Source organism: Kitasatospora sp. NPDC015121 (genome assembly GCF_055562955.1).
The window spans coordinates 342,315-357,701 of the sequence record NZ_JBVHEH010000001.1 but is presented as its reverse complement, the minus strand read 5'-3'; the positions used below and the strand labels follow the sequence as shown (position 1 = coordinate 357,701).

Sequence of the window (15,387 nt, the reverse complement as noted above, 5' to 3'; positions counted from 1 at the left end):
CCATGGCCGTCGAACTCCCGGAACCGCTCCAGTGGGTCCTGCTGCTGCTCGCCGGAACCCGCTGGCCCGAGGCCGACGAGGACCAGCTCCGCGACATGGCGGAGCACTGCCGCAAGGCCGCCGAAAGCCTCAAGGACGCCGCGCAGAGCGCCGATTCGACGATCAAGCGCGCCCTCGACGGGCAACGCGGCGTCGCCGCCGAGGCGTTGGGCAAGTACTGGGAGAAGTACTCGGTCGGCAAGGGGACCGAGCAGGACCCCGGCTACCTGCCCGGTGCGATCAACGCGCTCAACGGCATGGGCGACATGCTGGAACAGGTGGCCAACTCGGCGGAGACCGCGAAGATCCAGATCATCGCGCAACTCGGCATCCTCGCCTTCGAGTTGGCCACCGCCGAGGCGGAAGCACCGTTCACCGCCGGCGCCTCGCTGCTCCAGGTGCCGGTGATGATCGCGGCCAGCCGGGTGGTCGTCTCGCAGCTGCTGAAGCAACTGCTCAAGGAAATGGTCGAGATGGCGGTCAAGCAGGCCGCCCAGATGGCCGCGATCAACTTCCTCGCCCAGGGCATCGAACTGGCCGAAGGCCACCGCAAGAGCATCGACATGAAGGAAGTCGGCCAGAACGCCCTCGGCGGAGCGGTCGGTGGCGCCTCGGCCCACCTGATCGGCAAGGGCATCGGCGCGGCCGGCAAGAAGGTCGGCGCCGAGAACGCGCTCAACACCACCGCCGGCAAGATGGCCTCCGGCGCCGCCGTCGGCGTCGGCGCGGACGTCTCCACCCAGCTCATCACCACCGGCAAGGTCGACGGCGAATCCCTGCTCGGCTCCGGCCTCTCCGGCGGCGCGGGCGCCGGCCTGCACGCGGGCGCCTCCGCGCTCAAGGGCCACGCCAACGCCCCCACCCCCGCCGCGCCCCCCAAGCTCGACCTCCCCACCAGCACCGGCGGCAGCCACGACGGCCCGCCCACCTTCAGCAAGTCCGCCACCTCCTCCGGCGACAGCGCGTACCACGGACCGTCCGGGACGGCCGGCGGGAGCGGGGGCGGCGGGACGGTCGAGCACGGCAGCACGGGCAGTGCGGGCAGCACGGGCGGTACGGGGACGGGCGCGGGCGAGTCGAAGGTCAACGGCCTGGTGCCGTTCGGCTCCGGGCTCGGCGCCGGTGCTGCTGCCGGTGCAGGCGCCGGTGCCAGCACCGGCAGCAGCACGCACGAGACGACGGCGGCCGCCCAGACGCACGGTTCGGCGGCTCCGCGTTCGGAGCCTTCCGCCGCTGCCGCGCCGGTGCACGAGAGTGCCGCACCACGCCAGGAGACGACCGCGCCGACCCCGGAGCGGGTTGCAGCGCAGTCGCACGACACGGCCGCTCCGCGTCAGGAGGCAGCCGCACCGGCCCCGGAGCGGGTTGCGGCGCAGACGCACGAGACGGCAGTTCCGCGCCAGGAGGCGGCTGCGCCGGTCGCGCACGAGTCGGTGCCACGGCAGGAGGCTGTGCGGTCCACGCACGACACGGCCGCTCCGCGTCAGGAGGCAGCCGCACCGGCCCCGGAGCGGGTTGCGGCGCAGACGCACGAGACGGCAGTTCCCCGTCAGGAGACGGCCGCCCCGCATCAGGAGGCTGTGCGGTCTACGCACGACACGGCCGCTCCGCGTCAGGAGACGACCGCGCCGACCTCGGAGCGGGTTGCGGCGCAGACGCACGAGGCGGCGGTTCCGCGTCAGGAGCATGTCGCGGCGCAGACGCATGAGGCGGCCGCGCCGGTCGCGCACGAGGCGGTCACCCCGCGTTCGGAGCACGTCGTAGCGCAGACGCACGAGACGGCGGTTCCGCGTCAGGAGCATGTCGCGGCACAGACGCATGAGGCGGCGGTTCCGCGTCAGGAGGCGGCCGTGCCGATCGCGCATGAGACGGCGGCTCCGCGTTCGGAGCACGTCGCGGCGCAGACGCACGAGACGGCGGTTCCGCGTCAGGAGACGGCCGCCCCGCATCAGGAGGCGGCCGCGCACGAGACGGTGGTGCCGCGCCAGGATGCGGTGCCCGGCTCGCACGAGTCGGTTGCTCCGCGTGCGGAGGCGTCGGCTGCCGTTGCCGGGGATCGGGCCGGGGTGCCTGTGGGGTCCGGGGCGTCCGGGGTGCCGAACCTCTCGGGGGCGCTCGGTGCGGCCGGGCGGCTGGCCGGGGCGGGTGGGGAGACCCACCTGGACGGCGGGACGCGGATCGCGGCCGGTCCGGGGGCGGTCCGGAGCGCGGGGGCGGAGGCGGTGCCCGGGCAGGTGGTGCCGGACGGCCTCGCCGAGGCGGGGGCGTCCGCGAACGGCGCGGCTGCCGCGCAGAGTCCGGCGGCGGCGGGCGGGTTCACGCCCGGGCCGGTCGGTGGCGCGGGTGGCGCCGTTGGGCAGGGTGGTTCCGGACGCGGGGTGTCGCCGTCGTCGCAGTCGCGGTCCACCACTCCGCCGCCTGCCTCCTCGTCCGCCGTCCCCCGGCAGGCCGGCGAGCAGTCGGTGGGCGGGACGATCCGTCCGGGTGCGGGGCGGCGAGGCGGAAGTGAACTCCCGCCGACCGCACCGCCGGTGGCGGGTTCGGGACGGGCGGAGAACGGCGGGACTTCCCGCGACGGCCTGGCGGAGCGTCGTCGGCAGGAGCGGGAGGCGGAGCTCCGGGCGCTGGGTGAGCGGCCTTCGGTGCGTGAGGCGGTCGAGCAACTCGGCGGGCAGAAGCGCGCGTTGGCGACCCCGCCGGCGGACGCGGGCCGGCTGCGCCGTGAGCTGCCGGGCATGTCGCCGCAGGAGCGGGCCCAGGAGATCGCCAACCTCAAGCCGGAGAACCGGCGTTGGCTGGCCCGTGACCCGCAGACCGTCGACGCGCTGAAGGCCGCGCTGCCGCCGCGCGAGTTCGCCCGGACGGCGGCCGAGCTGATCGTGCACGTCGATCCGCGGGCGGAGCGGGCCGCGTCGGCGCGGCTGGAGGCGCAGCAGCAGGTGGCCCGGATGCTCCAGGACCCGGACACCGCGGCCAGGTTGCTGAAGAACGGCGCGGACGTGGTGATCGTGCCGAAGGACGTCCGGATGACCGACGTCCCGGACCTGCACGGCCTGCGCGGGGTGCACAACAGCAGCGAGGCGGGCGGCGGTCGCGGGTACGACGACATGCGCGGCTCCGGCGGCCGGCACTCGGCGGTCACCGAGGAGAACCTGCTCGGCGAGGACACCACGGTCGGGTCCGGCGGCCACTACCAGGACGGGTACTCCACCACCACGCACGAGTTCACCCACACCCTGCACGAGTACGGTCTGCAGCCGCACGAGCAGGCGCAGATCCACGACGTCTTCACCCGCAAGGGCGCCGACCCGCACACGCGGTGGCCGGACGGCCCGCCGACCGGTGCCAACGGCGAGAAGAACTACTCGTCCCGCGACGAGCAGGAGTACTTCGCCCAACTCACCAACGCCTACCTGGGCACCAACCACGGCACCGACCCGTTCACCGGCGAGCCGCGCAACAACGGCGCGGACTGGGTGCGTCGCAACGACCCCGAACTGCTGCCGCTGCTGGAGAAGTTGTACGGCCCGGACCCGTCCGCCCAGCAGGGCCCGGCCAATCCGGTGCGGGCCACCGCCGCCGAGAACGACATGTACGCGGGCCTGCGCGAGTTCACCGACCGGGTCGAGGGCAACGAGGCCTCCCGCGAACAGCCGCAGCAGCAGTCGCAGCACCAGCCGCCCACCGCCACCGGGCAGGAGCAGCCCGGCGGCGCCCGTACCGGCGAACTCCCCTCCCCGCCCCCGCCGCAGAACAACCAGCAGGCCAACCAGCAGGCCAACCAGCAGGGCAACCAGCAGGGCAGCGCAGGAGGTTCGGCGCAGCCCAGGCCGGACGGCGACTACGAGCACAAGATCGACGGCGCGAAGGCCTTCGAGACCATCGAGACCTTCCTCGGTGGCTCCCAGGAGTTCCGGGACCTCCGCAAGGAGTTGGGCTACTACGACCGGGCCGACCTGGAGAACGGCGACACCGCCGCGATGCTCGGCCAGTACCGCAACGAGAAGTTCCAGCACGTCGACGTGCTCGCCCGCCGGATGGACGGGCTGACCGAGACGCTGACGAAGCTGGACGCGCGGACGCAGGCGGTCGACCACGAGCTGACCACCGGCAACCCCGGCCCCGATCGGGTCGCCGAACTCCACGAGCGGCGTGCCGAGTTGGAGAGCGTCCGGGAGCGCGTCCAGGAGCAGCGCGACCGGGTGGCGATCTTCGAGTACGGGCGGACCAAGTCCACCCTGACCGGCCAGGAGTTCACCGACCGCACCAGGGAGCGGCACGAGGCGGTGCTCCGGACGATGCCGAAGAGCATCGAGCGGATCAAGGCCGAGGAGGCCCGCGTCGACGCGCTGGTCCAGGACGCCAAGAACCGCATCCAGGCGAAGGAGGGCAACGCCGGCATCCACAAGGAGCGGATCAAGGAGCTGGAGCGCCAGCAGGCGGAGCTGAAGGCGGACCGCGAGCGGCGCCGGCAGGAGATCGACCGGGCGAAGGCCGAGTTGGCCAACCCGCCGAAGGCCCCCGCGCAGGCCCCGGCGGCGAACCCGGGCAAGGGCAAGGGCGCCAAGGCGGCGGCCGCCGCCCCGGTGGAGAAGGTCGGCGTGCCGGTCCCGGGCCGGGACAAGGGCTGGACGTGGGAGCACTTCGAGACCGGCTACCGCGACGCGTTCGGGTACTCCGACCACGGCGTGATGGCCGAGCAGCCGCACGCCGAGAAGGTCGTCCGCCGGGCCGACAAGAAGGGCGTCAAGCTGGCCGAACCGAAGATCAACCGCGACCACGTGATCGCCGACTACATGGTGCACAAGTACGTGACGGCGGCGGTGTTCAAGGCCCGTTCGCTCGACCCGGAGCAGCGCCCGGCGGCCGCGGACGCGTTCGGCGACTTCGTCGGCGCGATGGCCCCGGACCCGCACCGGGTGTACGACAAGTACGGCGTCGATGCGCAGGCCCGGCTGGGGGCAAAGGGGCAGGCGGAGGAGGTGCTGGTCCGCCGCGACCTGACCGCCGACCCGGGCACCGTCGACCTGAGGAGTGTGTACGGCAACGAGCAGCTGCCCGACGCCTTCGACACCACCGGGGTCGTCGACCACCGTTCCGCCGACGCCGCCCGCACCGGCCTGGAGCGTGAACTCGGGCGCAACGGACTCGACTTGGCGGTCCGGGAGCAGCTGAACGACCTGGCCGCGAAGGTCGCGGAGGTGCACCCCGACACCCCGACCGCCCAGCAGCTCGCCGACGTCCACGCGGCGGTCGCCCGGGTGCACGAGCAGGTCAAGCGGCAGGCCGTCGAGGACCTGGCGCTGGTCAACGGCGTCGTCGGCCCGCGCCTGCTGGACGACACCGTCGCCGCCCTGCACGGCGCCGCCGCCGACGGCGGCCCGCGCACCCCCGCCGGCCGGGAACGGCTGGCCGGACGGCTGGACGACCTGGCCGGGCGCTACGAGGACACCGGGCAGCACGCCGGTCCGCTGCGTGCCCTCGCCGGCGACCTGCGCGCGCACCCGGAACTGGTCACCGCCGACCGCCTCGGCCGCCTCGCCGACGAACTCCCCGGCGACCGCGACACGTTGCGGCAGGGCGAGATCGACAACCGGCTGGCCGAACTGGCCGCGCCGAGCACGACCGGCGGCCGGACCGGGAGCCACGCCGACAAGGACGTCGCCAAGGCGAAGGGCGACCTCGCGAAGCGCGAGAAGAAGCAGCCCGAACTGGAGCAGGCCTTCGACCGCGCGGAGCAGGAACACGGCAAGGCCGTGGACGACAAGGCCGCCGCCGACGCCGCCGCGGCCGCCGCCCCCGGCGACAAGGCCAAGGAGAAGCAGGCCGACGACGCCCGGAAGGCCGAGGCCAAGGCCGCCCGGGCGGTCAAGACGGCCCACCAGGAGCGCGAGGAGGGCCGGGCCGCCGTCGAGTCCGCCCGCCGGGCGTTGGAGACCGCGACCACGGCGCGGGACCGGGTGGGCGAGGTGATGAAGGAGCAGGCCGCGCTCGGACTGAAGGAGAAGGACGCGGCCAGGGTCGCCTGGGCGGTGGCCGACACCGAGACGGTCGGCCGGCAGCACGGCGGCGCGTTCGCCCGGGACGGCGCCGGCCGGAACGACCCGGCCGCCGTCTTCGAACGGGCCCTGACCGCCACGCCGGACGAACTGCCCGCGCTGATCAGCGAGATGACCGCAGCGCTGTCCAACAGCTCGTCCAACCTGCGGTTCGGCGACGAGTACGTCAACAAGTGGATCCAGAACTTCCTCGACCCGCACGTCCTGCGCGACCCGGAACTGCTGACCGCCGTCGCCCACGACCAGCTCCCGCCCGAGGTGCTGTACGCGCCGCACACCGCCGACCTGCTCCAGGCCGTCCGCGGCCTGGAGCGGAACGGCCTGGTTCCGCCGGAACTGCGCGACCTGATGGCCCCCAAGACCCAGGGCGACCTGCAGGCGGTGGTGACCCGGACCGACGGCGACGTCAGCGCCAGCGCCCACACCATCGCCGACGAACTCGGCACCTCGCAGACCGGCACCGAACGCCTGCCGGTCTCCTCCTCCGGCGACCTCGCGGCCCGCGCCGACGCCACCCCCCTCACCGGCCAGCGGCTCGCCGAACTCGGCACCGAGGGCCTCTACCAGCCCGACCGGGTGCCGAGCCGGCCCGCGCCGGACCAGGACGTGGTGATGGGCGACGCCGACCGGCACGACGCCACCACCGCACCCCTCACGCCCACCCCGACCGGGGACGGCGACGTGCAGATGCACGACGGCACGCACACGGCGGCGGACGGTACGGGAGCGACCGCGGGGGCGACCGCGGATGCGGGGACGGGTGGCGCCGGACGGTCCGACCGCAAGAGGCCCCGCGAGGAGGAATCCCAGGACGGGTCCGGCTCCGAGTCCGCCCCCGTACGCGCCGTCCGCCGCCGCCTGGCCGGGATCGGCCTGGACGACCCGGCCACCCCGCCGCCCCCGCCCCCGCCGCCGTCCACGTCCACGGCCACCGGCGGGCGCGGCACCGGCAGCCGTGGCTTCGGCAGCGTGACGACACCTCCGCCGCCCCCGCCGCCGTCCTCGTCGTCCACGGTCCACGACGGCACGCCCGGCCCGTCCGGCGCGAGCCACGAACAGCCGCCGACCGCCCGGAACGCGAACGCGAACGGGAACGAGAACGCGAACGGGAACGAGCACGAGAACGGGAACGAGCACGGGAACGGGAACGAGAGCGGGCAGCACGTCCAACAGCCGCCCGTCGAAGCGCTGTTGCCGCCCGAGGGGTCGGTGGAGCGCTGGCTGGTGCAGGACCCGGCCGAACTGCTGTCGCACGCGCCGGTCACGGTGAACTACGCCGACGGCGCGATGCAGCGGATGCCCGGACTGGACCAGCAGCAGGCGAACGCGTTCGTCGCGGCGGTGGAGCGCGCGGACCGGCACTGGTTCACCCTCGTCCCGGACCGGCAGCACGTCGGTGCGGGCCGCAACGGCTTCGTGCTGACCCCGGCCTGGGAGAAGTACGTCGAGCACGACCCGTCCTTCCCGCGTCCGCCCGCCGGCACCCCGCTGCCCGCGCCGCAGCCCGACCACCACTACGTCACCGGCTCGTACGTCCCCTACAAGACGGGACGGCCGGACCCGGCGGTGCCGGACGCGATCGGGAAGACCGTGGTGCCGCTGCGCCCCGACCCGACGCGGCCCGGCGACAGCCTGGTGCTGACCGGCGGCATGAACGGCTGCGCGTTCGCCGTCACCGACGTGACGGCGCACGACTTCACGGTCTGGCACGTCCAGTCGTACTCGGCGTCCTCGAACCTCGGGATGGCCGCGGACTTCCGGGCCACCAAGTCGGTCACCGACTGGTTCGGCGTCGAGGAGTACAAGACGCCCGGGCAGGACCGGCCGTTCGAGGTCACCAACATGCTCAAGTACGACGGGACCCGCTGGGAGGTGATCAGCCACGAGGTCGTCGACCACGACGGCGAGCACCAGGTCGGCCGGCATAACCGGCGTCCGCTGAACTTCGACCCGCCCACCGAGGCGGACCGGGTCCGGATGACCGTCGGCACCTACGAGGCCACCGCCCGCGAGCAGTTGGAGAAGTTCGACCGGTCCGCCGAGCTGGTGCTGCGCGGCCTGGACCGGAACAGCCCCGCCTACGGCCTGCTGGACGGGCAACTCGGCGCGATGCGCGGACACCTGACCGACCAGCTGAACACCGTGATCGGCCTCCAGCAACCCGGCCGCACCCTGCAGGACGTCCGCGACACCGCCGCACGACTGGCCGGCGACGCCGACCGGCACGCCGTCGAGGCGAACGACGGCCGGCTGCTGGTCGAGAGCTCGCTGCGGATGCTGCTGAACGAGCCTGCCGGCTTCGGCGCCGGCGCCGAACCGCACTCGCGCCAGGACAAGGTCGACAGCCTGCTCCGGATGCTCGAACCGGACGGCGGCGGCCACTGGATCCAGCGGATGGCCCGCGACGGCGAACTCCAGCAGAACGCCCTGGCCGACACCCGGCAGCAGCCCGACGCAACCGGGTTCGGCTCCGCCTCCACCTCCACCGCCCCCGGGCACGCCGGAACCCCGCCGGTCGACACCCGCGGTCCCGAACCGATGGACCTCGACATCCCTCTGCCGACCGGGCACCCGACCGGGCACCCGGCCGAACCCGGCAGCGCCCACTCCGTCGACCGTTCCACGGACCACTCCGTCGACCGCTCCACGGACCACTCCACGGACCGGGACGGCGACACCGTGATGCGGGAGGCCGGAACCGGCGGCGGCGGCCGCAAGCGCGGCCGGGAGGAGGACGAGGAGTCCCACGGCGGGTCGGACGCCAAGCGGCAGCGCACCCCCGCGTACGAGAACAGCTCCGCCGTCATGCACGACCGCGGCTACCAGCAGGTCGGCCCGCAGCACGAGTTGACCGGCAGGCTGGTCGACTACCTCGGCGGGGCGCCCAGGTTGCACCCGCCGATGAGCAACTCGCTGCTGCAGAAGGTCAACCCGCACCAGGAACCGGTGAACGCCGGAGCGGACTTCCGGCCCGGCAGCGACCTCAACGCCTGCCTGGAGAACGTCGAGGCCTACCGGGACACCCACTTCGGGCGGCCGCGGGTCTCCGGGCAGACCCTGCACGGCACCGTCGAACCGATCCCCGGCAACGCGCTGTGGAAGCGCCACGACGGACCCGCCCTGTTCGGCCAAGGGCCGGACGCGATCCAGAAGTTGATGGACCAGGTGCGGGCCGGCGGACCCGGCAGCTTCGCCACCGTGCTCGGCACCGGGCAGCAGGGCGACGGCCACGCCGTCGCGCTGGTCCACGACCGGGACGGCGCGCTGCGCTGGGCCGACCTGACCGACCGCAGGGTCACCCCGGCCGACGGTTCGATGCCGGGGCACTTCGGCCGGGACTGGACGGTCTGGGCCTCCGTCGCCGACCCGCACGAGACGAACATCTCGGGCCCGCACGACCCGCGCTTCATGGAGCGCTACAGCACCTTCGGCGACACCACCCGCACGACCGAACCGATGGACCTCGACGGCTTCGGCGCACGGCAGCGCACCGGCCAGGACGCCACCCCGGCGGCCGAGCGGGACCTGCCGCCGCTGCCCGGGGAGGCCGCCCCGGCCGCGAGCCGGGCACCTGCGGCCGGTGCGCCGCGCCCGATCGCGGGGACGGACCTGGTGGTCGGGCTGACCGGGAATGAGACGGCGGTCCGGGAGCAGGTGATCGCCGCGATCGTCCGGGCGGTGCCCGGCGACCGGGCGGCGGCGCGGGCGTTCGCGGACGCGTACTTCGGACCGGCGACGCTGCGACCGGTGCTCGGGGCGCTGTCCCGGGGCGAGGCGTGGACGGCGCCGTTCGAGGGACCGGGCTGGAGCGGCGGCGTGACGCTGCGCGGCACGGTCACCGGGTCGACGCACCTGCGCAACGACAAGATCGAGTTCGAGAACGGCGCCGACCGCACCGTGGCGACCGGGGGCGGCCGCGACGCGCAGTGGCAGTACAACGTGGGCCTCCAGGCCCGGCAGACGGCCGGGATCACCGAACCGGCCGAACTGGCCGGGTACTTCCACGACCGGGGCCACGGCGAGGTCAGCATGGACCTCGGCGGCATGGTGGCGCGCTCGAAGACCTCCGAGCAGGCCGACGTCTACGGCACCACCATGCGGCTGGAGTTGGACTTCGGCGACCTGCGCCACGAGGACGTCCCGGTGCGCACCGCGTCCGGCGGCCGGACCGAGACGGTCGACCTCGGGCTGACGGTGGCCGTCCCCGTCCGCCCGGAGACCGGGCCGAGCAGCGAGCAACGGGTGCCCCCGCAACGCCTGTTGGACGGCCGGGTCGGCGGCCAGGAGATCGTGCTCGACCTGTCCCCGCGCGGCGGCGGCGGCGCGGCGGGCGACCGCCCGGTGGAGGCGCTGCTCGACCGGGTCGAGCAGGCGGGCCGGGCCGAGTTCGGCAGGGACTGGCCCGCGATGCGCGAACAGGTCCTCGCCGAGGTCGACTTCGCGCGCCTGCAGCGGGACCTGAAGAGCATGACGGCCGGCGAACCGGTCACCGTCACGCTCACCGACCGGCGCGGCCGGAGCCTCGGCACGGTCGAGATCGGCGCGCGGGTCGGCGAGTTGCGGCAGGTCGGTGCGACGAAGGAGACCGAGTTCACCATCGGCACCACCGTCCAGCAGGTCCGCAGCACCGCGAACACCCGTGGCGACGCAGGGCAGTTCGGGCTGGCCGACGTGCTCAAGCCCGGCTCCGCCCTGGCCGGGGCCGGCGGCGCCGGACGGCTCGGCCGGGAGCGGGTGGAGATCACCGGCGACAACCGGGTCTCCCAGCTGACCAGCAAGTCGAAGGTGCCCGGTGTGCTCTACGACGGGCCTGTGCACTACGAGTTGACCTTCAACGGCAAGGGCGAGGCGCATCCGGCGGGCACCGCGGACGTCCGCCTGCTGGTCGACCGCGCCGACACCACCGCCGAACAGAAGCCCCCCGTACCGCCCAAGGACGGGGCACCGGACGTCGAGCAGGCACCGCCGCCCGTGCCGCCCAAGGACGACCCGGCCGGCGAACCCGTCCTGCACGAGGTCACCGCCCCGCCGGAGTCGGTCTGGCACGGCGGTGGCGACCGGGGCGGCCTCGGCGAGACCGTCGTCGTCCGGGACCTGGAGTCCACGGCCGCCCTGCGCGGCGCGGTGGACCGGCAGGGCCGGGAGCGCTTCGGCAAGGACTGGGACGCGGTGCGGGACCAGGTCCTGCGGGGGTTCAGCCAGCCGAACCTGGCCGCCCGGCTCACCGGGATGACCCGGGGCGAGCCGCTGGTCGTGAAGGTCCCGGGCCGCGAGGACCTGGTGGTTACCGCCACCGCCCGGGTCCGGGAGATGACCTACCGCCGGGAGGACGGCAAGGCCGAGCTCAACACGGTCAACGAGACCGGCGCGTTCAGCGTCGAGCGGCGACTGCTGGCCCGCACCGCGGCCGGCACCGGCCAACTCGGCGGCAGCCCCGTCAAGGGCACGCCCGGCGCCGACCTGCTCGCCACCGGTTCCGGCCAGCGCCGCGACCGCGCGGGCGGCCAGGGCCGGCAGGCCGACCGGGTGTACGCCAACGGCAAGTACGCCGCCGCGCAGGTCGTCTACGGCGCGGAACTGGTCGTCGACGTGCACTTCGGCCGCCCCGGCGAGACGGCCTCCGGCGGCCGCTCCGAGGTCTCGGCACCGGTCCGCGTCGAGGTGGGCCTGGACGCCCGGGACACCGTCAAGTCGCAGGCGCCGCGCGCCGAGGACGGCACGGTCTCCTTCCGCCCTCCGAAGAGCACCGCCACGGAAGGGAGTTCGACGAACGCCGCCACTCCGGCCGCGACGCACACCGGCCCGGCCGCGACGCACACCGCCCCGCCCCGGATCCGCGAGCGCGGCGAGCTGAACGCCTCGTACGTGGTGCACAGCCTCAGCGGGGCGGACAAGGTGCGCTCGACGGTGGAGGACGCCCTGCGCACCAAGTACGGCGAGCCCTCCGAGGAGGTGCGGCAGCAGCTCGGGGCCAGTTTCGACCGGGTCGCGCTGAAGACCCAGCTGTCCCGGCTGACCCGGGGCGAGCGGCTCACCGAGACGGTCTCCGGCACCACCTGGAAGGCCGAGATCACCGTCACCGCCCGCACCGGGGAGGCGAGTTACCACTCCTCGGCGGCCAAGTACGAGTTCGAGTCCGGCACGCGGACCTCCAGCGGCCAGGGCAACCTGCGCGACCGCCGCGACCGGCTGGACGGCGGCGGGCAGTTCAAGGCGCGGACCCCCGTACTGGACGTCGCGGGCGGCTACACCTACCGCACCGACCGCACGTACGGCCGGGGCACGGAGACCGTCGGCTCGACCTCCAACCGGGGCAAGCACGTCGAACCGGCCGTGTTCTTCGACGTGAACACCGCGTACGAGGTCAAGGTCGAGTTCAAGCGGCTCGGCGTCGCGGACGGCTCGGTCGCCCACCGGGTCGACACGGTGGCCCGGGTGGCCGTGCCGGAACGCGACGCCGTCCCGGTGGCCGGGCCGGTCGAGCGGACAACCGACAAGCAGCCCAAGGGATTCGTCGAGGGCCGACGGTTGGACTCCTCGGCGATCGTCACCGACGTGCACGCGCTGCCGGACCCGCACGCACGACCCGGCACGCAGGCGAGCCCCGGCACGCAGGCGAGGCCCGGCACGCAGGCCGTCGGGGACGCGTCCCGGCAGACGCTGGGCGAGTCGATCAGGAGGCAGCTGGAGTCCGGTTGGAAGACCGGGCGGAGCGGCGAACCGTCCTCCGGCGGCGGCAGGCCGGAGCGCAACCCGTTCGGGTCCGACTGGGCGGGCATCAGCCGCAAGCTCGACCGGGAACTCACCCCCGACCGGCTGCAGTCCAGGTTGAAGGGCATGACCGCCGGGGACGAGATCGTGGTGCGGCACGGCCGGACCACCGTCCGGGTCGGCGCCGTGCTGCGCGACCGGATGGAGCACCTGGGCGACTCGGGCACCACCGAGTTCAACGCGGGCACCGACGTGCAGCGCACCTTCGCGCACACCGGCGGCACCGGTACCGGCCACAACGGCCTGCTCGGCGTCACCGGTGCGGCCCCCGTGCCGGGCGCGCCCGCCGTCTCGGTGACGGCCGGCCTGACCGGCACCGGCGGCCGCGGCCACGACCAGGCGGACGTGCGCACCGGCTCGACCTCGGCCGGCATGGCCACCAAGGCCAAACTGCCCGGCAGCGCCTTCCGGGGCGAGGCGGAGCTGCAGTTCACCATCACCCGCCGGCCGTGGGTGGGCGCCTCCGTCCACCGACGGCGCACCGCGGCGATCGGCTTCGAGACCATCGTCGAGACCGGCGAGACCGTGCCGGTCCGCCAACCCGCCGGTGGGGGAGGGAAGCCGGACGGCGCCGTCCCGGTGAAGGCCCCCGAGGCGGTCGGCGTCCCCGTCCCGCCGGAACGGGTCTGGGACGGCGGCCTGCGCGACACCGACGTGCTGCGCTGGCTCGGCGACGTCGGCGGCGTCCAGGACCTGGTGCGGCTGCGCGGCGAGGAGTACTTCGGCCGGTCGGCGTGGAAGGACCTCGCGCCGGTGGTCGGCACCGTCACCACGCACAGCCACGTCTCCGCGCTGTTCGGCACCGCCACCCAGGGCGCGGAGATCGCGGCCGGCGTCCCGACCGGGCGACTGTCGCTCGGCGGGGGCAAGGGCGTGGAGGTGGGCGTCAAGGTCGTCGCGCTCGAACACGGCGACACCGACCGGGCCGTGGAACTCAGCCCCGCCAACACGACCGCCTCCGGCACCGTCCACTCCGACCTGGCGACCGGACACGCGGGCGTCCAGGGCCAGGTGGGCGCCAAGATCACCGGGGACGCCACCCACAACCCCGCCCTCACCGCCGGAGCCCAGCGGCTGTGGCGCGAGGGCGGCAGCCGGGCCGACTCCGGACAGACCGTCTCCAACGGCAAGTTCGCCGCCCCGACGGCCCGGTACACCGGACACGCCGAGGTCGAGGTGACGTTCTTCGACGGCGACCGCAAACCGGTCACCGAGAAGGGCCTCGTCCCCTTCACCGTCGACATCCCGCTCGCCGAGACCACCACGTCCGACGTCCCCGGCGACCACTACCTCGCCTTCACCCCCGACCACCGCTCCGGCGAACTCCGCTTCGGCGCCGACGCCCGCCTCCTCGACGAGGTGCACGGCGTGCTGAACGGCGCGACGGGGGACGGAACCGGAGACGGGGGCAGGGGCGGAGCGGAGGGCGGTGGCCGTCCGTACGACCACGCCGCGAGCACACCCGCCGCCCGCGACCGGCTCACCGGCACCGTACGGCTCGGACAGGCCGTCTACGGAAGGGAGTTCACGGCGGAAACCGCCCCCGGCCGGGCCCGGATCGAGGCCACCCACCGGCTGGTCGAACTCTCCGGCGGCAGCTCCGAGAGCGCGGCCCGCCTGCTCGGCGGACTCCTCGGCACCCCTGAGGGCACACCGCTCCCCGTCGGCGAGGTCCGCAAGGCCCTCGACCACCTCCAAGCACGCGGCCCCGCCGGGAGGTTCACCCTCGACGACCTGATCGACGGCGCCCGGGAGGGCTGGCCCGCCCACCCGCCGTACGACGTCCACCGCACCACCTGGACCGACCACGGCCCCGCCAGCGAACTGCTCACCGCCGCGATGGCCACCGCCGCCGACGCCACCCTCCCGCTGCTCCCCGCCGGTGCCCCGGCCGGCAGCCGCCTGCACCTCACCGTCACCGGCGAGGGCGCCGACCTGCCCCTGAACCGGGAGTTCACCCTCGACGGCAGCGACCCGGCCGAACAGATCCGCGAACTGGAAGGCGCCACCTACCTCAAGCCGGGCAACACCCCCCGCGAGGTCACCGTCCGGCTGGCCCCCGCCGACGACTCGCCAGGAGGCGGGGCGGGCTGGGACTACCGGGTCACCGCCCGGGCCGACCGCAGCCGCGAACTGGTGCTCCGCCATCGGCGGGCGGATGAGGGAGTGCCGGTGCCCGTGTCGGCACCGGGGGCAGGGGAGCGGCAGGGCGGTGACGCGGCAATCGGTGTCACGTCAATTGATGACATGTCGATTAGTGTCGCGACATCCGGTGTCGCGACAACTGGTGACGTGACAACAGGTGTCACGACACCTAGTGACGCGACAACAGATGTCGCATCACGGAACGCCGTCGCCACCACGGCCCGGATCGCCGCGCTCGACGCCTTCGCCGCAAGCCTCGGGGCGCCGCCCGAGGCGTCCGCCTGACCAGCACGGAACCTCCGGGGCAGGTGGCCGCCGGGTCCGACGGCGGACCCGGCGGCCGCACCGGCGGACCCGGTGGTATGCACCGGAT

The 15,387-nt window shown here is 74.3% G+C and carries 1 protein-coding gene; it reads left to right on the top strand.

Translation table 11 applies throughout. The annotated features are described in order from the left end of the window. Nucleotides 1-2 precede the first annotated feature (2 nt). Nucleotides 3-15,299 carry a WXG100-like domain-containing protein gene (locus ACZ3J7_RS01505; protein ID WP_465615663.1) on the top strand — a complete coding sequence of 5,099 codons (15,297 nt, stop codon included), beginning with the start codon at nucleotides 3-5 and terminating at the stop codon, nucleotides 15,297-15,299. Nucleotides 15,300-15,387 lie beyond the last annotated feature (88 nt).

Excerpts from the sequence above, each read along its gene's own strand:
- ACZ3J7_RS01505 (WP_465615663.1), top strand. The coding sequence starts at position 3 with ATGGCCGTCGAACTCCCGGAACCGCTCCAGTGGGTCCTGCTGCTGCTC.